At 41.7% G+C, this 20,582-nt stretch carries 25 protein-coding genes and 2 pseudogenes; all 27 read left to right on the forward strand.

The window, feature by feature from the left end; translation table 11 throughout:
* Positions 1-73: 73 nt before the first annotated feature.
* The 27 genes and pseudogenes from VZF35_RS26730 (at position 74) to VZF35_RS26860 (ending at position 20,536) form a co-directional block, all read left to right on the forward strand.
* Positions 74-610, forward strand: a complete 537-nt coding sequence (locus VZF35_RS26730) for a phage portal protein (RefSeq protein WP_407309752.1) — start codon at positions 74-76, stop codon at positions 608-610.
* Positions 574-1,368, forward strand: a complete 795-nt coding sequence (locus tag VZF35_RS26735) for a phage portal protein (protein WP_407309754.1) — start codon at positions 574-576, stop codon at positions 1,366-1,368. Before VZF35_RS26730 ends, VZF35_RS26735 begins: the two co-directional genes overlap by 37 nt.
* Positions 1,355-2,431 carry a head maturation protease, ClpP-related gene (locus VZF35_RS26740; RefSeq protein ID WP_407309756.1) on the forward strand — a complete coding sequence of 359 codons (1,077 nt, stop codon included), beginning with the start codon at positions 1,355-1,357 and terminating at the stop codon, positions 2,429-2,431. The genes VZF35_RS26735 and VZF35_RS26740 overlap by 14 nt, the downstream gene beginning before the upstream one ends.
* On the forward strand, positions 2,421-3,317 hold the full coding sequence (locus VZF35_RS26745; protein WP_407309758.1) for a phage major capsid protein: 897 nt from the start codon (positions 2,421-2,423) through the stop codon (positions 3,315-3,317). Before VZF35_RS26740 ends, VZF35_RS26745 begins: the two co-directional genes overlap by 11 nt.
* Positions 3,269-3,697, forward strand: coding sequence for a phage major capsid protein (locus VZF35_RS26750; RefSeq protein ID WP_407309760.1), 429 nt, complete (start codon positions 3,269-3,271; stop codon positions 3,695-3,697). Before VZF35_RS26745 ends, VZF35_RS26750 begins: the two co-directional genes overlap by 49 nt.
* A 464-nt stretch (positions 3,698-4,161) precedes the next feature.
* Positions 4,162-4,563, forward strand: a complete 402-nt coding sequence (locus tag VZF35_RS26755) for an HNH endonuclease signature motif containing protein (RefSeq protein WP_407309762.1) — start codon at positions 4,162-4,164, stop codon at positions 4,561-4,563.
* Positions 4,547-4,741 carry a hypothetical protein gene (locus tag VZF35_RS26760; RefSeq protein WP_407309764.1) on the forward strand — a complete coding sequence of 65 codons (195 nt, stop codon included), beginning with the start codon at positions 4,547-4,549 and terminating at the stop codon, positions 4,739-4,741. The genes VZF35_RS26755 and VZF35_RS26760 overlap by 17 nt, the downstream gene beginning before the upstream one ends.
* A gap of 16 nt (positions 4,742-4,757) precedes the next feature.
* Complete coding sequence (locus VZF35_RS26765) at positions 4,758-5,024, forward strand: hypothetical protein (RefSeq protein WP_407309766.1); 267 nt, start codon at positions 4,758-4,760, stop codon at positions 5,022-5,024.
* Positions 5,025-5,109: 85 nt separating this feature from the next.
* The gene (locus tag VZF35_RS26770) at positions 5,110-5,703 is read left to right on the forward strand and encodes a head-tail connector protein (protein WP_407309768.1); all 594 of its coding nucleotides are present in this window, start codon (positions 5,110-5,112) and stop codon (positions 5,701-5,703) included.
* A gap of 14 nt (positions 5,704-5,717) precedes the next feature.
* Positions 5,718-6,047, forward strand: coding sequence for a phage head closure protein (locus VZF35_RS26775; protein WP_407309770.1), 330 nt, complete (start codon positions 5,718-5,720; stop codon positions 6,045-6,047).
* Entirely contained in the window at positions 6,040-6,453 is a 414-nt protein-coding gene (locus VZF35_RS26780; protein ID WP_407309772.1) for an HK97 gp10 family phage protein, read from the forward strand. Before VZF35_RS26775 ends, VZF35_RS26780 begins: the two co-directional genes overlap by 8 nt.
* Positions 6,446-6,892 carry a DUF6838 family protein gene (locus VZF35_RS26785; protein ID WP_407309774.1) on the forward strand — a complete coding sequence of 149 codons (447 nt, stop codon included), beginning with the start codon at positions 6,446-6,448 and terminating at the stop codon, positions 6,890-6,892. Before VZF35_RS26780 ends, VZF35_RS26785 begins: the two co-directional genes overlap by 8 nt.
* A 1-nt stretch (position 6,893) precedes the next feature.
* Positions 6,894-7,172: a hypothetical protein gene (locus tag VZF35_RS26790; RefSeq protein WP_407309776.1), complete on the forward strand. Its 279-nt coding sequence runs from the start codon at positions 6,894-6,896 to the stop codon at positions 7,170-7,172.
* A 49-nt stretch (positions 7,173-7,221) separates the two neighbouring features.
* The gene (locus VZF35_RS26795) at positions 7,222-7,542 is read left to right on the forward strand and encodes a recombinase family protein (RefSeq protein ID WP_407309778.1); all 321 of its coding nucleotides are present in this window, start codon (positions 7,222-7,224) and stop codon (positions 7,540-7,542) included.
* Between the two features lie 25 nt (positions 7,543-7,567).
* Positions 7,568-8,362 carry a zinc ribbon domain-containing protein gene (locus VZF35_RS26800; RefSeq protein WP_407309780.1) on the forward strand — a complete coding sequence of 265 codons (795 nt, stop codon included), beginning with the start codon at positions 7,568-7,570 and terminating at the stop codon, positions 8,360-8,362.
* A 13-nt stretch (positions 8,363-8,375) separates the two neighbouring features.
* A pseudogene (locus VZF35_RS26805) lies at positions 8,376-9,928 on the forward strand (recombinase family protein).
* A 296-nt stretch (positions 9,929-10,224) separates the two neighbouring features.
* The gene (locus VZF35_RS26810) at positions 10,225-10,611 is read left to right on the forward strand and encodes a MerR family transcriptional regulator (protein ID WP_407309783.1); all 387 of its coding nucleotides are present in this window, start codon (positions 10,225-10,227) and stop codon (positions 10,609-10,611) included.
* 3 nt (positions 10,612-10,614) lie between these two features.
* Positions 10,615-11,151, forward strand: coding sequence for a flavodoxin family protein (locus VZF35_RS26815; RefSeq protein ID WP_407309785.1), 537 nt, complete (start codon positions 10,615-10,617; stop codon positions 11,149-11,151).
* 25 nt (positions 11,152-11,176) lie between these two features.
* Positions 11,177-11,809, forward strand: a complete 633-nt coding sequence (locus VZF35_RS26820; RefSeq protein WP_407309787.1) for a flavodoxin family protein — start codon at positions 11,177-11,179, stop codon at positions 11,807-11,809.
* A gap of 171 nt (positions 11,810-11,980) precedes the next feature.
* Positions 11,981-12,742 (forward strand): carboxymuconolactone decarboxylase family protein, encoded by a 762-nt coding sequence (locus VZF35_RS26825; RefSeq protein ID WP_407309789.1) that lies wholly within the window; start codon positions 11,981-11,983, stop codon positions 12,740-12,742.
* A gap of 57 nt (positions 12,743-12,799) precedes the next feature.
* Complete coding sequence (locus VZF35_RS26830) at positions 12,800-13,903, forward strand: DUF362 domain-containing protein (protein ID WP_407309791.1); 1,104 nt, start codon at positions 12,800-12,802, stop codon at positions 13,901-13,903.
* A gap of 299 nt (positions 13,904-14,202) precedes the next feature.
* A complete protein-coding gene (gene larC / locus VZF35_RS26835) occupies positions 14,203-15,471 on the forward strand; it encodes a nickel pincer cofactor biosynthesis protein LarC (RefSeq protein ID WP_407309793.1) in 1,269 nt (422 codons plus the stop codon).
* Between the two features lie 22 nt (positions 15,472-15,493).
* Positions 15,494-16,240: a nickel pincer cofactor biosynthesis protein LarB gene (larB, locus tag VZF35_RS26840; protein ID WP_407309795.1), complete on the forward strand. Its 747-nt coding sequence runs from the start codon at positions 15,494-15,496 to the stop codon at positions 16,238-16,240.
* Between the two features lie 180 nt (positions 16,241-16,420).
* Positions 16,421-17,350, forward strand: coding sequence for a LysR family transcriptional regulator (locus VZF35_RS26845; RefSeq protein WP_407309797.1), 930 nt, complete (start codon positions 16,421-16,423; stop codon positions 17,348-17,350).
* A 64-nt stretch (positions 17,351-17,414) separates the two neighbouring features.
* Entirely contained in the window at positions 17,415-18,803 is a 1,389-nt protein-coding gene (locus VZF35_RS26850) for an MATE family efflux transporter (RefSeq protein ID WP_407314854.1), read from the forward strand.
* Between the two features lie 31 nt (positions 18,804-18,834).
* On the forward strand, positions 18,835-19,950 hold the full coding sequence (locus VZF35_RS26855) for an aldo/keto reductase (protein WP_407309799.1): 1,116 nt from the start codon (positions 18,835-18,837) through the stop codon (positions 19,948-19,950).
* 182 nt (positions 19,951-20,132) lie between these two features.
* Positions 20,133-20,536: pseudogene (locus VZF35_RS26860) on the forward strand (cupin domain-containing protein).
* The last annotated feature ends 46 nt before the right edge of the window (positions 20,537-20,582 follow it).

Consider the following 20,582-nt stretch of genomic DNA (forward strand, 5'->3'; position numbering starts at 1 on the left):
AGAATAAGTTAATCAGGTAATCTTTGTAAGCAGGAAGTCGCCATTAATTTTCAATCAAAATCTTGATTAATGGATGAATCAAAGAGGTGATAGCATTAAATTTTTTCAACGTGCCAAATTCTTCTTCGGGCAAGGGTTCGACGACTATATCCAACGATTCCTATCCGGTGATGACGTATCCGATATAAACTCACCCAGCCAAGTCGATTCGAGAACAGCCATGAAATACACGGCTGTTTTTGCTTGTGTAAGGGTTCTTGCAGAAGCCTTAGCTGGAACTCCGATTATGCTTTACCGCAAAAAAGAAAATGGAGACCGCGAAACCAGAAACGATCTTGCTGTCTACGATGTTCTTCACAACCAGCCCAATGAGGAAATGTCCCCGTTCAATTTCAAAGAGACGTGCATGGTTTCACTGAACCTTGGTGGGAACTCGGTGAGTCAAAAACTTGTCAACAAATACGGAAACCTCGTCGGGCTATACCCTTACGATTGGTCTAAAGTGACCATCACAAGAGATATGACCACCAAAAGTTATTGTATAAAATCCGAGATGGAACGAAACAACTGGATTTGCCGAGAGATCAAGTGTTTCACGTCGCCGGACTGAGTATGGACGGCGTTGTTGGGCTGTCTCCGATCGAATACGTTTCCTCAGCGATTCGTTTGGGGTTATCCTATGAACGTTTTGGGATCAACTTCTATAAAAATGGGGCCAACGCTTCAGGTGTGATTGAGTACCCCGGTGCTCTGGCAGATACCGCCTATGAACGCTTAAAAAAGGATTTCGCTAAAAGTTATCAGGGCCTGGCGAACACTGGTAAGCCGATTATTCTAGAAGGCGGAGCCAAGTTCAGCCAACTAGCCATTAAGCCCGCAGACGCTCAACTCATCGAAAATAAAAAGTTTCAGTTGGAAGACATTGCCCGAATCTACCGTGTCCCCCTTCACTTGATCCAGAACCTTGACCGAGCCACGTTCTCAAACATCGAACAACAAAGCTTGGAATTTGTGATGTACACCATGCTCCCGTGGTTTAAACGATGGGAAGAAAATATCAACATGCAGCTTTTAACCCCGCTTGAACGCAAAGCGGGGTTTTATATTGAGTTTAATATCAACAGCTTGCTCCGAGGCGACATGCAAAGCCGAGCCATGGCTTATGCGCAAGGAAGACAGTGGGGTTGGCTCTCAGTCAACGACATTCGCAAGCTCGAAAATATGCCGCCCATTCCGAACGGAGACATTTACATGCAGCCCCTTAATTTTTCAGAGGCAGGAAAAGCCCCAGTTACAGTTACTTCAGACTCCGTTTCTGCCAATGCTTTAGCCGAACAAATCTACAACATGATCCGTGAGAAAGGGTGATAGTATTAAGCTATTTTGGGAATTTCGAGCCAAAGCGGATGCTCCCTCCGTCGGGGAGCTCTTACTTTATGGAGACATTTCCAGCACGACGTGGTGGGGGGATGAAGTAACCCCAGCAGCCTTCGCTCAGGATTTAAAGAACCTTGGAGATATCTCAACCCTCAATATTTATATCAACAGTGGCGGCGGGGATGTTTTCGCGGGTCTTGCTATCTACTCCATGCTCAAACGCCACTCAGCTCAGAAAAATGTCTATATCGACGGGTTGGCTGCCAGTATTGCCTCTGTGATCGCGATGGCCGGAGACACTGTTTATATGCCGCGAAACGCCATGCTCATGATCCACAAAGCGTGGACCTTGGCTGTTGGTAATGCCAATGACTTAAGGAAACTTGCGGATGATATGGACAAAATTGATGAAAGCATTTTAACAACCTACCAAACTAAGACAGGTCTAGATCCAGAAACGATCATAGATATGGTCAATGCTGAAACCTGGCTGAAGGCCGAAGAAGCTGTGGCCTTAGGATTTGCCGATGAAATTGAGGAAAGTAAACAGATTGTGGCCTCGATAAGCCATGGACATCTTTTGGTTAACGGTCAAAGTATTGATTTAAGCCGATTCCGTAAGACTCCACAATTCGCTCACCACGAGCATCAAACCTCGGCTTCCTCTGATCCAATTAATAAACCATCCGAAAAAGAACCCGAAGAACAACTCAAAAAATTACCCAAGCAAGAACCAAGCAACCAGGCAGTGGAAAGCAGACCACTGCCTATTTATTTGCCCAAGTTACGTAACGCAGGTCGGACTTTATCGTCCGCCAACGAAGTTCGGATCCGCCAAGCCATGGATTGTTTATCGGAAGTCCTCTCTCAACTCGATGGTGGCGATGACGAGACGGAAAGCAATGACCAGGGCTTGGATGGTGACGGTTCGGATACCACTTCCGACGGCGATGAGAACCCCGGAGAGGACGATGAGGATGTCGGACTCATCGGGGTTTCACTTTACCAAGCGCAATTAAATTTAACGCGAAGGAGACTGGACTATGGATTTTAGAGCCTTACTTAAACAAAAACTTGATGCCCAGCAAACACTGATCGACGCAGCAATGGCCGCAGGGATAGGCTTCAACGCCGAACAGCAAGTCCAGTTTGATACTTTGCAAACGGAGATTGTCAACTTGGAAAATACCATCAAGGCTGCAGCAGAACTGGAGGCCCGACAAAAAGAGATCACCAACCCAGTAAATCGGCCGCTCTATCCTGAACCTAAGTCGAAGAAAGAGAAATTCGCTTCCTTTGGGGAACAACTTCGGGCCGTGATTGAAGCAGCTCGCCCCGGCGGTAGCGTGGATCATCGGTTATCCATTAAAGCTGCTGCAGTGCTTAATGAAAATGTAGGTAGTGACGGTGGATTCTTAGTCGATGATGATTTCTCCAAAGAGATCCTCAAGCGTGCCTATGATACGGGCGTACTCGCCAGTCGTTGCAATAAAGTGCCGCTAAGCACCAACGCGACAGGACTAAAAATTAACGCCATTGATGAGAGCAGCCGGTCCAATGGATCTCGCTGGGGTGGGATTCAGGCTTACTGGGAAGGAGAAGCCGATCAACTCTTAGGTAGCAAACCAAAGTTTCGTCAAATGGAACTCAACTTCCATAAATTAACGGGATTATGCTACGCCACGGATGAACTCCTCCTGGATGCGACGGCTTTAGAGACTGTCATTTCTCAAGGGTTCGCCGAAGAATTCGGCTTTAAAATGGATGATGGTATTCTCAACGGAACCGGGGCTGGAATGCCTTTAGGAATCATGAACAGCAAAGCTTTAGTGGCTGTATCCAAAGAAACAGCCAAGCGGCGGGTACGATTACCATTCAGAATATCGTTAAAATGTGGTCCCGTTGCTGGGGAAAGTCCCGCCAGAACGCAGTCTGGTTAATCAATCAGGACATTGAACCTCAACTGTATACCATGGCCTTGGCAGTAGGGACGGGTGGTGTTCCGGTGTATATGCCAGCAGGAGGTATTTCCGGTTCTCCTTACAGTACTCTGTATGGTCGCCCGGTCATTCCTTTGGAGCAATGTCAAACTCTCGGTACGACGGGCGACATCATACTGGCTGATTTATCGCAGTACCTTATTATCGATAAGGGCGGAATTAGTGCGGCATCTTCGATCCATGTCAGATTTTTGTATGATGAAAATTGCTTTCGCTTCATTTACCGAGTGGATGGACAACCTGTGTGGAACACAGCTTTAACTCCGGCGCGTGGATCGAACACGCTTTCTCCGTTCGTAGCACTGGCTTCGAGATCTTAGTTTAAACTATAATTTTGTATAAATCCAGAAAAGGGAGCGCTAATGCAAATTGGCGTGGGGGATATGAATCGACTTGCTCGCAATGTGGTAAAACGGTATAGGTAAAGCCATCTCGAAGTAATAGGAAAAACCATTTCTGCAGCAAGAAATGTCATTATGAATGGATGTCAACTAATCAGACGGGTGAGAAAAGCTCAAGTTGGAATGGTGGGCCAGTTACACGAAAATGTCCTATTTGTAATAAAGAGTTTCAAGTATCACAGGCTGAAGTTAATCGTGGTGGAGGGAAGTATTGTTCAAGGAACTGTTCTGCAAAAAGCAAAAATAAGTCGGTAACGGTAACTTGTCTTCATTGCAAGACAGAATATGTAGTTCCAGAGCATAAGCTTGAAACTACAAAATATTGCTCTAGACTATGTCAACAGAAGCACCGCATTAAACATTGGAGTCCAGAAGAAATCGCAATGAAGAAAATTAATGGCAGAATGGGTAGTTTAATGTGGTATTCAATCAAAGGTACTAAAAACGGTTTGAAATGGGAAGATCTTGTTGGATATTCCTTAACGGATTTAAAGAAACACTTAGAGGGCCTCTTTAAAGACGGAATGTCTTGGAACAATATGGGACTATGGCACATTGACCATATAATCCCAAGGAGCGCTTTTGATTTTTCTCATCCGGACGACCCCGGATTTAAATTATGTTGGTCTTTATCTAACCTGCAACCATTATGGGCTGAAGAAAATCTTCGTAAGTGGAATAAAATTGATCCACTCAGAGTCCAATCAATCCTAAAATCAGTACCGTCCCAAAAGGCCGGTTCAATTTTTAAGATGGAGGTAGTGAAAAATGTGCAATATCCCTGAAAAGGACAAACCCATCGAAGCCATTACCCCACAAGCCGGAGGGGCTATTACAGGGGCTTATGTCTCCCTGCGAGATGCTGAAGCGTGCTATGTGCTGGTCCATATCAACCAAGAAAATGCTGCTACTGTGACAATAACCCTTGAGCAAGCCACGGACGTAGAAGGGGGCGGGCAGTAAAGCCCTCACTAATTCTATGCAAATTTGGGCAGACCAAGATTGTGTTGCCTCAGACGTATTGGTCCGGCAGGCCGACGATGTCGCCTTCACCACCTCGGCTGCTCTTGCCCATAAATTGGTAGTCTTTCAGATTAACCCGGCTCACCTAGATGTGACGAACGGCTTTGATTGTATCACCGTTAAAACGGCTGCTTCCGATCCGACCAATATTACCGCCGCCCAGTATATCCTCAGTGATCTGCGGTTTGGCGGTTCAACTCCACCAACGGATATCACGGACTAATTCTTGTAACTGATTCATTTGAAAAATAGGGAGGCAGAAATTTGCCTTCTTATTTTAATGAATCAATACGGAAAGGATGGATGCTGTGAACTTAGTCCGAACAGTACCTCCCGCCGTTGAACCCTTGAGTCTTCTGGAAGTGAAAGATTATCTTCGAATTGATGATGATACCGATACGACAGAAGACAATTACTTGAGCGCTTTAATTACTGCTGCCCGGGAGTACTGTGAAGGGTTCCAAAACCGCGCCTATATCACGCAGACCTGGCAAATGAGCTTTGACTATTGGCCGGGTTATGTCATCAATATCCCACGCGGAAACCTGCAGACCATCAATTCTGTTTCCTATAAAAATTCCGAGGGTGTTGTAACAACCCTGACAGAAACTCTCCAATATGTTGTCAGCACGCGCGGAGTCCTAGGCAGGATCTCGCCACCTTACGCCCAACCTTGGCCGCCCTTTATCCCGTTTCCCCTGGATGCCATTGTGATCGAGTTTGTTTGCGGTTATGGCGATACGGCAGAGAGTGTACCTGAAAAAGTGAAGCAGGTCATGAAATTATTGGTCAGTCATTGGTATGAGAATCGTACTCCTCTCACGGAGCTAAAGCAAGCTCCAGCGGAGATCGCATTTACAGTATCGGCTTTGTTATGGCAGGACAGAATCGTGGTGGCATAAAAGGTGGGTAACGAATGAATCCAGGCACATTACGGCATAAGATTATGATTCTGACCACAGTGGAAGGAACAAATGAAGCAGGGGACACCATTCTCATCCCGTCGGTCTTTAAAAGTGTCTGGGCCAGTGTTTCTCCAGTTTCCGGTAGAGACTACCTCGAAGCGAAAAAGTTTCAAGCAGAACTGACCTATAGATTTATCCTCCGCTACGTTGCAGGAGTTACGCCGGACATGCAGATACAATTTAAAGGACGCTTGTTTCTTATCCAGGACATCCTAAATCCTTTAGAAACGAACGAAACCTTAGAAATCATGGCAATTGAGAGGGTGGTTAAGAATGGCTGATGATTTTGAAATAACCTTCCAAGGCCTTGACCCGTTACGGACTCGGCTGAATGAAGTAAGAGCACGCTATCCTTACAAAGAAGAAGAACTACTCCTGAAGTTAGGAGCAACACTTAAGGCCAGTTCTAAGGAGAAAACACCTTTAGGAATGCATAAAAAACATCTGAAGAATCAATACAAACTTTCTAAGGTTCAATACGACCGGAACGGATCCTTTATCACTATGACGAATACAAGCCCTCATTTTCATCTGGTGGAAAAAGGCCATCAGATTGTCGGCAAAAACGGGCAGGAGCATGGCTTTGCATCGGGCAAACACATGGTTGAGACGTCTATGATTGAAGTGGAACAGACCTTACCATATACCGTAGGGACTTGGTTAGACGGCATCTTAGGCAGTGTGTAATGGTCACTTTGGTAGCAATAAAGCAAGCCATCAACCAAGTGCTGGCACCCATAGGCCACAAGATTTATGGCAACGAGGTCAAAGAGGGATCTCTCGGCCTTGTTTTTTTGTGAATCTCGTTCCGGTAAAGAGTGAGATCTTTAAGAAAGACACCCGAGAAAATTCGTTGATGGTGGAGATGGTTTACTTTTCGGCTAACAAAACCGATTTGGAAAACCTCCAAATGTATGACACCTTGAAAGGGCTCCTAACACCGACATTGACCATCGGGAACCGAAAGAAAATGACACTGAACTTCAGAGCGGAGATCATAGATGGTACAGACCTTATCTACTCCGTAAAGTTTGACCTCAATTTCTATGATGAGATTCTCGACACAACCCCAGAACCCGATGAGATGCAAACCTTAAACTTTAATCTTACGTTAGGAGGTGGGTGACATGGGATTACCCGATATTGAAGTGGTTTTTAAAACCCTGGCGGCTAGTGCCATCACAAGAGGTTCGAGCGGCATCGTTGCCTTGGTACTCAAGGACGATGTTCACATAGGGACCAACGTATATACGGACCCAACGTTAATCCCCAGCGATTACTCGGAATACAATCTTAATCAAATCAACCTGGCGTTCAAGGGCGGGGTGCAAACTCCAACGAGCGTGATCGTCTTCGTCGAGGCGAGTGACGCAACGGATTATACAGCAGCCATGACCTACGCTTAGCATTCTAAGCTCGGTGGCCGAGGAAGAGTTGGCATCCATATCTCAAAACATGCATTGGAGCAATCAACGTCGATTTAAGAAAGGCAAATTCTCGGTCAGCACAAAACGCTTTCTCGGCTACGATAAAGACCGAGAGGGTAATTTAATAATAAACGAAGAGCAAGCCGCTATTGTGAGACGAATCTTCAATGACTATCTTTCCGGACTGGGAGCTTCCAGAATAGCCAAAGGTCTTGAAGCTGATGAAATTGAAAATATCTCCGGGAATGTTAAATGGGCCGAATCAAGCATACGAGATATTCTCAAGAATGAAAAATATTGTGGTGATGCTCGCCTGCAAAAAACCATTACAACGGCCCTATATACATAGAAAGAAAAATTACGGTGAAGCCCCAATGTACTATGTGAAGGATAGTCACCCAGCCATTATTAGCCGGGAGGATTTAGAGAAAGTCCAAGAATTAATGGTAATACGGGCCAAAGCAAGAGGAAACATTGAAGGTGATCGAGAGAAATACCAAAACCGATATGTATTGACTGGTACTATTGTCTGCGGGCATTGTGGAAATAAATTTAAAAGGCATATAGACAATTGCGGAACAATCGCTGAATCAGTTAGTTGGATTTGTAGCACATATTTAATAGAAGGAAAAAATTCGTGTGGGGTAGGGAGGCTTAAAGAAGAGACTATTAAAGGCTTGTTTGTTAGGATGCTTAACCGGCTTTATACTGACCGGGCCAGACTGCTGGGGGATTACAAGGCAAAGCTGGAACGAGAAAAGTTAACTGAGTTAGATAATGAGCGCATCGCGAAGTTGGATGAGGAAATTGAGAAACTCATCAAACAAGAACGGGCGCTCTTTGTGATAGAAGAAAAAGGTTACGCGGATCATAATTTGGTGAAATCGGAACACGAAGAACTGATTACTAGGTTGACCCAACTTCAGACGGAGCGTTCCGATTGGATGGGTGATATCAATAAGCGAGATACCAGAATGGCAAGAACTTTGGAGCTTGAATTTGTACTTGAGGCACAGGAAGGTAATCTCACAGAATTCAGCGATGACTTATACAGGAAGTTAGTCGAAAAAATCTTGGTCAAGGAACGAACAAAATTAATATTCAACTTTAAAAATGGCCTTGCTTTTGAGGAAACTTATACCTTGAAGCGAGGCCACGATATTTTCTAAGAAGGTTTTAGAGATGGCCAATGTAACAGTGATTCCAGCAAAACCGATGCAGCAGTTAAAAGGTTTAGAGGCTACGGCAAAACTTAGAGTTTGTGCTTATGCGCGAGTTTCTACAGATAATGAGGAGCAACTTTCAAGCTATCAGGCGCAGGTCGAACATTATACTTCCAACATAAAGAACAATCCAGCCTGGGAATTTGTTGAGGTTTATTCGGACGAAGGAATCAGTGGTACGAATACCAAGAAGCGCGAAGGATTCAATCGAATGATAGAGGATTGTATGGCCGGGAAGATTGACATGGTCATTACTAAATCCATCAGTAGGTTTGCAAGGAACACTCTCGACACTTTGAAATATGTACGTCAGCTCAAGGAGAAGGGGGTGGCTATTTATTTTGAAAAAGAGAACATTAATACTTTGGATTCCAAGGGAGAATTTCTGATAACTTTGCTCGGAAGCCTGGCTCAAGAAGAGAGTTCGAACTTGTCACAGATCACTAAAATGGGTATAAGTTACAGGTTTCAAGAGGGTAAGGTTTTAGTTAACCATAATAAATTCCTCGGATATACCAAAGATGAACAGGGGCAGTTAGTTATAGTTCCGGAAGAAGCTGAAGTAGTGCGTCGGATATATCGGGAGTTACTTGATGGTAAAAGCCCTTATAAAATAGCAAGCAATCTGCAAAGAGATGGGATACTCACTGGGGCGGGTGGTTCTCGTTGGTATGATAGTACGGTCATAAAGATTTTGAAGAACGAAAAGTATCAAGGGGATGCGCTGTTGCAGAAAACCTATACGGTCGATTTTTTGTCTAAGAAACGTGTGAAAAATACCGGTCATGCAGCCCAATATTATGTCGAGGATTCTCACCCAGCGATTGTTATTAAGGAAGAGTTTGCTGCGGTGCAGTTGGAATTCGAAAGGCGGACGAATATGCGTGGATATTCTAAAAGTGGGAGGAGTTCTTTTACTAGTGAGTACCCTTTTTCGAGGAAGTTATTCTGCCAAAATTGTGGTTCGAAGTTTAGACGCCAAGCTTGGGGTAGTGGCAAAAATAGAAAGTACGTGTGGAGGTGTATTAACCGGGAAATCAATGGGGTGGAATCTTGCGGCATGAAATCAATTAGAGAAAAGGATTTAGAAAAAGCTTTCTTACGGGCGATGAACAAACTCATAGCTAATAAGGAAGCTTTTTAAATGAGGAACCTGGAATATGTGCGGGTAGTACAGAGGACATCGATGCTAGATTGGCAGAACTCCAACAAGAGTTGATGAATGTGGTACGAAGTTTGGGGATTGATAGTAAGGAATATTTAAGAGTGGTAGCTGAGATAGAAAATTTGCGGGGGCGTAGGGTTGGGTTGAAGAGTGCTGAAGCGGAGGGGGGATGGCGGAAGAGTAAGATGGATGAATTCAAAGCTTATCTAGATGCTAGGAATGGCGAGCTACTTGATAAGTTTGATGAGGAGTTATTCCGCAGACTAATTGAGAAAGTGAAAGTACAATCTATGGTTGAGGTGGTATGTGTTTTCAAAGCTGGAATTGAGGTCAAGGAGATTCTTTGATAATTAGGGTCAAGCTGGAAAATACTGAAACAACAGCGGCAAACTCGCCGGATAAAGCAGGAACAGCTGGATACCTTTATAACCATGTTATTGAGGCAGGATTCCGTTTGGACAGAGTTTGATGAAGAGCTTTGGATCGCGGTTATAGATAAAGTCACTAATGATGACGTGCAGTTTACTTTAGGGATGGTACGGTCATAAAGGCATAATATTCATACACTAAATCTGAATAAAAAGTACTTGACTTGGAGTTAACACCAGGTGTTATGGTATCAACTATAAGGAGGTAAACTCATATGACGATTGCAGAAGTCAGTGAAAAATATGATCTTACTCAGGATACACTCCGCTATTATGAACGCATCGGACTGATTCCTCATGTTAACCGCAATAAAAGCGGAAACAGAGATTATACGGAAGAAGATTGCAGGTGGGTCGAATTTATCAAATGTATGCGAAATGCAGGTCTTCCAATTGAAGCATTGATAGAGTATGTTACGCTATTTCAACAGGGGGATGAAACCGTTGAGGCTAGAAAGGAACTTTTAATCGAGCAGCGAAAGCAACTATTTCAAAAAATGGAAGATATGCAGAAAACGCTAGAGCGCTTGAATTATAAGATCAAGGTATACGAAGAGGCAGTCGTTAAAAAGGAAAACGAGTTAAAAAGAGCGGAGGATTAGTTTATGAGTAAAAAAGTATTGGTACTTTCGGCCAGCCCGAGAAAAGGTGGAAATTCTGATCTGCTTTGCGACCAGTTTATGCTTGGTGCAAACGAAGCAGGCAATCAAACAGAAAAGATTTTCTTGAGAGATAAAAAGATTGGTTACTGCACCGGCTGCGAGTCATGCTATTCCAGCCATAATTGTGTTCAGAAAGATGATATGGCGGAAATTTTAGAAAAAATGATTAACGCTGAAGTCATTGTCATGGCGACACCGGTTTACTTCTATACGATGAACGCTCAGATGAAAACGTTGATTGATAGAACGGTTCCTAAATATCAAGAAATCACTGGCAAGGAGTTCTATTTCATTGTTGCGGCTGCCGACAGCAGTGAGCAGGCCATGGAAAGGACGCTTGACGGTTTTCGCGGGTTTACATTCTGTCTGAACGATGCAAAAGAAAAGGGAGTTGTCTACGGTGTTGGCGCATGGCATAAGGGTGACATTAAGGGCAGCGCAGCTATGAAGCAGGCCTTTGAAATGGGAAAGAATATATAAATACAAACCACAAACGGAGGTAACTATGAAAGTATTATTAGTCAATGGAAGTCCCCATGAAAAGGGGTGTACCTTTACGGCATTGGAAGAAGTGGCCAAGACGCTGAATGCAGAAGGGATTGAAACTGAAATTTTTCAGATCGGAACCAAGCCGATATCCGGATGTATTGCCTGTAAAACCTGTGGGAAAACGGGGCATTGTGTATTTTCTGACAGAGTCAATGAGTTTCTCGCTCTTGCGGGAGAAGCCGACGGGTTTGTAGTCGGTTCACCGGTGCATTACGCGTCAGCAGGTGGTGCCATTACTTCATTTTTAGACCGTGCTTTCTATACCGATTTACAATCCGGAAAACAAATTTTTTACCTAAAACCGGCAGCTGCTGTTGTTTCAGCCAGAAGGGCCGGGACGACCGCGACATTTGACCAGCTCAATAAATATTTCACCCTATCGGAAATGCCTGTTATTTCATCAAGGTATTGGAACATGGTACACGGGCATACACCGGAAGACGTGAAACAAGATTTAGAGGGATTGCAAATAATGCGTATATTGGGAAGGAATATGGCCTGGTTCTTAAAATGCAAAGAGGCTGGTATCAAAGCAGGTGTTCCGTTCCCCGCACGTGAAGAAAGGATCGCCACTAACTTTATTCGATAAAGATTTTTGGTATTTTATACTAATGAATTATCATGACCGTTGAAGGTGAGACTAAATAGATGTATTTAGAAAGATAAAAAAGCCAATTATGAGGCATCTAAGGGGGATCGGCATTTCTATTTACATCCAAATTTATTATCAAAAGTGATTTTGTTGAAGGAGCAGTAGGTAATGCCCATCACTAAAACAGCCAATCAAAACCATGAAAAATTGTTTCCAAATCATAAGTCGTCACTAAAAGTAACAGATCCGGAACTTATAGAAGTCTTTGATAACTTCGCCTTTGATGAGGTGTTACAGTATGGTGAATTAGATATTAAGCTTAGAATGAAAGTTATCTTAGCAGCAATGATTGCCATGCAGACATTAAGTGAATATAAGGTAATGCTTGGAGCAGCGTTAAATGTAGGAGTTACGCCAATAGAAACCAAAGAGATAGTTTATCAGTCCGTACCATACTGCGGCATTGCAAAGTCCTTTGATTTTATCCATGCTACTAATGAAATTCTTACAAGCAGAGGTATTGAACTTCCTTTGGAGGGTCAGTCAACAACTAATCCGGATACCAGAATGGAGAAAGGATTAAATATCCAAAAAGAGATCGTTGGAGCAGAAGCCATTGATAAGATGTATGATAATTCTCCAGAAAGCCAGATTCATATTCAAAAATATTTATCTGCAAACTGTTTTGGAGACTATTATACAAGAAATGGACTTGATATCAAGACAAGAGAACTGCTTACGTTTTCCATGCTGATTGCTATGGGGGGATGCGAACCACAGGCAAAAGGCCACATAATGGCAAACTTAAATGTAGGAAATGATAAACAGCTTTTATTAAAGGTTGTTACAAATCTGCTGCCCTACCTCGGTTATCCAAGAACATTAAGCGCAATCAGTTATTTAAATGAGATGATTCCAGAAAGTCAATAAGAGTGATGGACAGTAAATGAGTGAAGTAAAAGAAATGTTATGAGAGGGGTAAAAAGAATGTCCAGTAAAGTATACTTTGTAAATCTGCGGGCGAGATCAGACAAGGAAAATAAAATCAGCAAAATCAGAACCTTATTTGATCGTGCGGGTTTTAATGAGCTCGTTCAAAAGGATGATCTCACTGCTATTAAATTACACTTCGGAGAACGCGGCAGTGATGGCTTTATTAGTCCTCTTTATGTGCGTCAAGTGGTGGATAAAATTAAGGAAAAGGGCGCCAAACCCTTTCTAACTGATACTAATACACTCTACGGTGGAAGTCGGCATAATTCAGTTGATCATTTGCTGACTGCCTTGGAACATGGTTTTGATTATACGGTTACTGGTGCACCAATTATCATAGCTGATGGCCTGCGCAGTGACAATATTACTGAAGTAGAGATTAATCAAAAGCATTTTAAGAACGTAAAGCTGGCTAAAGATATTGTCAATGCTGACAGCGTAATTGTATTGACTCACTTTAAGGGGCATGAGATGGGTGGCTACGGTGGGGCCATAAAAAATCTTGCCATGGGGGGTGCACCAGCGGTTGGTAAAAAAGAGCAGCATGGTACCAAGATTATAGTCGATCAAGATAAATGTATTGGCTGTGGTGAATGCAGTGAAGTTTGTCCTGAACATGCGATTACTGTGAATGAGAAAGCACAAGTTGACTTGAATAAATGTATCGGCTGTGGCGAGTGTCTAACCGTTTGTCCAGTAAAGGCCAACGGAATCGATTGGCAGACAGACTTAGAAGCTTTTCTTGAACGGATGGCTGAATATGGATATGGCTTTGTGAAGGCACATGAAAACCGTATCGGTTATATAAACTTTCTCATAAATATTACTCCTGATTGTGATTGCGCATCCTGGAGCGACGCACCAATTGTTCCTGATATCGGTTTTTTAGCCTCCACTGATCCTGTGGCTCTTGACCAGGCGAGCTATGATCTGGTTAATAAACAGCTCGGATTCTCTGACTCTCACCTTTCTTGCAATCATGAATCCGGAGCGGATAAGTTTAAAGGTTTGCGTTCCTATATTGACGGTACTATCCAGATGCGACATGGTGAAGAAATCGGTATGGGCAGCCGGGATTATGAATTAATCGTTCTTTAGTTTGTTATCAATGAACCGATTCCAAGGCCTACCTTAGAATTGTGGGAATAGGTAGTCTCAAGAGTTATTATCCAAAAAGTGTAAGGTGAAGATTGTCAAAGAACTGTTCAAATTAAACACTAGAAAACTACAGACATATTAGAGTGATATTCTAATATGTCTGTAGTCTGTAACTTTAAAGTGGATAAGTAATACACTTCTTACCCCAGTTGATCCGGTCGGACAATAATAAGAATAGTCGTTAATAGCCTAAAAAATGATAGAAGAAAGACAATGAAAACTAGTATTGGAGAAACTCGATGAAAAAAGTTTTATATTATGATTGTTTTTGTGGAATCAGTGGAGATATGAATTTAGGTGCCTTACTGGATTTGGGAGTGGAGGAAGATTACTTAAGACACGAGTTATCTAAACTTAATTTAGAAGCTGAATATGAGTTCCAGGCAAAAAAAGATAATAAAAAAGGAATAACTGGAACTAGGGTGGATGTTTTATTAAAAAATGCAGCACATACTCATCAAAATGAGCACCATCATAATGGCCATCACCATCATGAAGCACCTAACTCCCATGAGTCTGATAATCACCATAATCATGCTCATAGAAATTTAAAGGATATTGAAACTATAATCATAAACAGCAGTCTGAATAATAGGGTAAAAAAGTTAAGCTTGGATATTTTTATGAAGGTTGCAGAGGCTGAGGCAAAGGTTCACGGAAAGCCTTTACATGAAGTGCATTTCCATGAGGTGGGGGCGGTTGACTCTATTATTGATATTGTTGGAGCTGCAGTGTGCATAGATTACCTGAAAGTTGATAAAATTATGGCCTCGTCAGTTCAAGTAGGTGGGGGTTTTGTCAAATGTGCTCATGGAATTATGCCTGTTCCTGCTCCGGCAACTGTTGAGATTTTAAAGGATATTCCTGTGAAATCCGGCATAGTGCCTTTTGAAACAACGACTCCTACCGGAGCAGCAATACTGGCGGCAAATGTGGCTGCGTTTACAGATCATATGGACTTTTCAATAGAAAAGATCGGTTACGGGATAGGTCATAAAGAGCTTGAGATTCCTAACGTTTTAAGGATATATCTTGGTTACGAAGAGAAAGACGTAACGAGAGAAGATCAATATATATTGGAAACCAATATTGATGATATGAACCCGGAACTCTATGGGTATATTGAAGAAAAGCTTTTTGCACAAGGGGCTTTAGATGTATATAAGACTGCAATTAGCATGAAAAAAGGCAGGGCCGCCACAAAACTTAGTATATTGGTTAATGAGAAAAATGAGAAAAGTGTTCTGGACATAATTTTTCGAGAAACCACTTCCATTGGGGTGAGAAAGTATAAGGTCGAAAAAATTATGCTGCCAAGGGATTTCGAAAAGGTCTGTACGCAGTACGGAAATGTAACTATAAAAAATGCTTATTATCAAGGGGAAAGGGTTAAATATAAGCCAGAGTATGAAGACTGCAGAAGAATAGCAATTGAGAGAAATATACCGATTGCCAGGGTATATCGGGAAGTATCTAAAATGATGGAAGATGATAATTATGATAAATGATTTAAATTCTATGGAGGAAATAATGAATAAGGCCGATATAAGAAGACTGCTGCAAGAAGTGAAGAACAACGAAATGGAAGTTGAAGCAGCCTTCCAAATAATCTCAGATTTACCTTATAAGGACTTAGGGTTTGCTAAAATAGATAATCACAGAGAAATAAGGGTAGGATATCCGGAAGTCATCTATTGCGAAGGGAAAACAGTAGAACAAGTAAAAAATATCATCGAATTCATGCTGACTAAGGAAAATAATATATTAGCAACCCGGGCTAACGAGAAGATGTATGAAGCAGTAAAAGCTGTCTGTACAGAGGCCAAATATAACTCTCTTGGAAGGACAATCACCATCAGAATGCGAGAAGAAGTGCTCACCGACAGTTATATTGCCATTGTGGCAGCAGGAACTTCTGATATGTCCGTAGTTGAGGAAGCGGCAGAAACAGCAATCCTTCTGGGCAATCGCGTGGAAAAGATTATGGATGTGGGAGTTGCTGGCATTCATAGACTTTTCTCTAAGATAGACATTATTCGAGGGGCAAAGGTAGTTATTGTAGTTGCAGGCATGGAAGGAGCTCTTGCCAGCGTTATCGGAGGACTAGTAGATAAACCTGTCATTGCCGTCCCTACGAGTGTTGGTTATGGGGCAAACTTTGGTGGTCTTGCGGCTTTGTTATCAATGCTGAATAGTTGTGCAAGTGGCGTTACTGTCGTTAATATTGATAACGGCTTCGGCGCAGCTTATAGCGCAAGTATAATTAATAAATTATAAGAGAATATGGTAATTTACCTTTGTCTACTAATGCTTGGAGAGTGATTATGGAAAGTAGGAAGTGGAAATTATACTTAACGCAAATGGTTAAACGACATTGAGTTAACTCAAGTAGTAACGTTTTTTTAATTGGATTAAGTACAATAACTGGATGGGAACCTGATTGAATTATTTTTACCTATGTTGTCATTGAAAAGAAGGTGTACTCAAGTGCTATTCAAGCAGATACATTATTTTGTTAAAGTAGTGGATTGTAATAGCTTTACAGATGCAGCAGAAGAATGTTTCATATCCCAATCAGCAATATCTCAACAGATACAAGCACTTGAGGCAGATTTAGGGGTGGAACTGATTATTAGAGAAAATAGAAAGTTCTCCTTAACACCTGCTGGGGAGTATTTTTACAGACACAGTCTGCTTTTACTGGATGAAGTGGATCGATTGGAGCAAGAAACGCGTCATATTGCCAGAAATATGGATAATCGAATCAGCATAGGTTATTGCAAGTCATATGGATTACAAGAGTTGCAACAAACAATAGCAGCCTTTTCCGAAAAATATCCAAACATAGATATACAGATAATCAATGGAAATCATGAGGAATTATATCAGTATCTAAAAAATGGAGAAGTAAACCTGGTCATAAATGACCAGAGGCGTGCACTGTCCGATGAATATGTTAATTATCATTTGTGCACAGCTTATAGCTATATAGAAGTTGCCGGAAGAAGCCCGATAAGCAGTTTTGACAGTATCACAATCGAAGAACTAAAGCGAGTTCCCTGTATCCTTGTTGCATCAAAGGAGCAGCAGGGCAATGAGCAGGAATACTATCAAAATACTCTTGGATTTGCTGGAAATTTTCTGTTTGCTGAAGACTTGGAAGAAGGAAGACTTATGGTAGCGGGAAATAAGGGATTTATGCCAGTGGAGGGCGGAAAAAATTATAGACAGACAACACTATCAATCAAACGACTGCCTTTAGTTCGGGGTGAGAGTCAGATTCAGCGTAATTATTACGCTTTCTGGAAAAAAGATAAAGATTCCGATTCTATAAGAGAATTTGCAGATATTTTACATGACTTTTTTCTGAGGAGTGAGACAGAATAGTTACGGATAAGTTTAACTTATGAATTCGATTAGAAAGTGAAATTGCTCATTCAAAGTCAAAAAGATAACATTAAAGCACGCAGAAAAAAGGAGGCGAAGAGATGGAAAGTGCTTTAATGAAAAACGATTTTTTTCAAATCGTTCTTTATTTACTCTATTTTTACCACTAATTATTGAGCAGGGACTTGAATATACGGTTGGAATGGCAGCATCAATGATGGTAGCACAAGTTGGTGAGTCGGCTGTATCCGGTGTGTCGCTGGTTGATTTTGTTATGGCACTTATCATTAGCATTTTCGCCGCTTTAGCAACAGGAGGATCTGTTATTGCTGGGCAGTATCTTGGCCATGAAGATAAACAGAACGCTACAAATGCAGCAAATCAACTCGTAAAATCTGCATTGCTACTATCCGTTGTCATTACCATTTTGTTATATCTAGGTAAACCGCTGATATTAAATTATTTGTTTGGATCTATTTCTAAAGAAGTATCGGATGCTGCAAATCATTATTTCATGATTGTTACAATATCCGTTCCCTTTTTAGCTTTATATAATTCAGGTGCTGCGATTTTTCGTACTATTGGTAATGCTAAATTACCAATGAAAGTTATGTTGGCAATGAACATTTTAAATGTAGCAGGTAATGCAATATTAGTTTCAGGGTTTCATATAGGAGTTGTCGGTGTTGCGATTCTTACATTGGTCTCAAGAATCGGTGCAGCCCTGATTATCCTTTTCTTAGCACATAAAAAGGAATGTGAGCTTAGGCTTACAAACTTTTTTACTGAAACATTCGATAAGGCTATGATTAAAAGAATTTTAAACATTGGAGCACCTTTTGGCTTCGAAAATGGAATGTTTTATCTTGGAAGGCTGATAGTATTAAGCGTTGTCTCAATGTTTGGAACTGCATCAATTGCAGCTAATTCTGTGGCTGGAACCATTGTTATGTTTGAAGCTCTACCTGGTATAGCAATAAATTTGGGGCTTTCCGTTATTATATCCCGATGCGTTGGAGCCGATGATTTTGAACAGGCAAACTACTATAAAAGAAAAGTGAGAGCTATCATTCACATAGGATTTATTATTAGTTCTGCAATCGTATTGTTATTAATGCCGATAATCATGCATGTTTACAATCTTTCCACACAAGCTACATTTTTAACGTGGACGATCGTCATTGCACATGCAATTTTAATGATATTAATTTGGCCATCTGGATATATGTTACCTATTGTATTTCGAAGCGCTGGGGATGCAAAATTTCCGATGATCATCAGTAGTTTATCCATGATTTTTTGCAGAATTGCTTTTTTTTATGTATTTGCAATAGGGTTCCATATGGGTATGCTAGGTACTTGGGTCGCTATGTTTGTAGACTGGGGGGTCAAATCACTGATTTATGAATGGCATGATAAAAATGAAAAGTGGACAGGGTTCAATGCAATTTAAGACATCTATAGTTTAGAAAGGAGAATGAAGAATGAAAAAGCTGGGTTTTGGTTGTATGAGACTTCCAATGAGATCTGGAAACATGGAAATGAATAAAGAAGTAGATTATGAACAGTTTAACCAGATGATTGACAAGTTCTTCGAAGCAGGATTCTGTTATTTTGACACCGCTCATGGTTATATCGGAGGAAAAAGCGAGATTGCTCTCAGAGAATGTCTGGTAAAGAGATACCTGCGAGATTCTTATATTCTTACGAATAAGCTGACAACTCATTTCTTTCAAAAAGAGGAAGATATCAGACCACTGTTTGAACAGCAGCTTATCAATACCGGAGTTGACTATTTTGATTATTATCTTATGCATGCGATGAATGCTGACTTTTATCAGAAATATGTACGATGCCATGCTTTCGACATAGCCAAGCAATTAAAGGACGAGGGGAAAATCAAACACATTGGCATATCTTTTCACGACAAGGCTGTCGTACTGGAGAGAATTCTAAGTGAACAGCCGGAAATTGAAGTTGTACAGATTCAGTTTAACTATGCCGATTATGATGACCCGGGGATTGAAAGTTATCGGTGTTATCAAGTGTGTGAAAAATACAATAAACCGGTAATCGTGATGGAACCTGTAAAAGGAGGCGGACTTGTCAATCTGCCTGAGGAAGCGAAGGGAATTTTAGATGACTTTAACAGTGAAGTTAGCTATGCCAGTTATGCGATCCGATATTGCGCATCCTTTGAAAAGGCTTTCATGGTACTGAGTGGTATGAGCACAATTGAACAGATGGAAGATAATATCAGCTACATGAAGGATTTTATCCCTTTTACAGAAGAAGAATATCAGGTTGTAAATCTTGTCAGAGAAATCCTTAAGAAGCAGGATACGATCTCATGCACGGCATGCCAGTATTGTGTGGATGACTGTCCAAAGAAAATACCGATTCCTGATTTATTTGCCTGTTATAATGCCAAAAAACAGTTTAAAGACTGGAACAGTGAATGGTATTACGGCGTGTATACCAAGAGAAAGGGAATTGCGGCAGATTGTATCAAGTGCGGTCAATGTGAAAAGGTATGTCCTCAGCATTTAAAAATCAGGGATTATTTGGATGATGTCAGCGCTATATTTGATAAACGATAGAGAGGTAAACATCGTGAAAGTAATAGCGATTAGCGGAAATCCCAGAATTGCAGGCAATTCAGATTTATTATGCGATCAATTTTAAAAGGTACAAAGGAGGCAGGATGCAAAACTGAAAAAATTAATCTGGCGAAAATCAAACTAAGTCAAGTTAAATAACAGAATTTGAGGAGTTGATTCTAATGAACAAGAAAGAAAATCCTAGTGTATTCCCAATGGGGAACGAGCTGCCGGAAATGTTCAGTAAATTTTTTATCGGGCAGGCATATTTACAGCCGCTGACTGACAAAGGCGGCCCGATTGCAAATGTCACCTTTGAACCTGGATGCCGGAACAACTGGCACATTCATCATAAAGGTGGACAAATTCTCCTTGTAACCGGCGGTAAAGGTTGGTATCAGGCGTGGGGCGAACCAGTTCGGGAACTGAATCCAGGCGATGTGGTAAACATACCTCCTGAGGTAAAACATTGGCACGGGCAGCAAAGGACAGCTGGTTTTCCCATCTGGCCGTCGAAGTTCCGGCAGAGGGAGCTTCCAACGAATGGCTGGAAGCTGTAAATGATGAAGAATACAACAAACTTTAATGACGACGGAAGAAACCTGTATTATCCCGGAAGAAAGCCTTTGAAG

It is taken from the genome of Desulfosporosinus paludis, assembly GCF_045689965.1.
Taxonomy (GTDB): domain Bacteria; phylum Bacillota; class Desulfitobacteriia; order Desulfitobacteriales; family Desulfitobacteriaceae; genus Desulfosporosinus; species Desulfosporosinus paludis.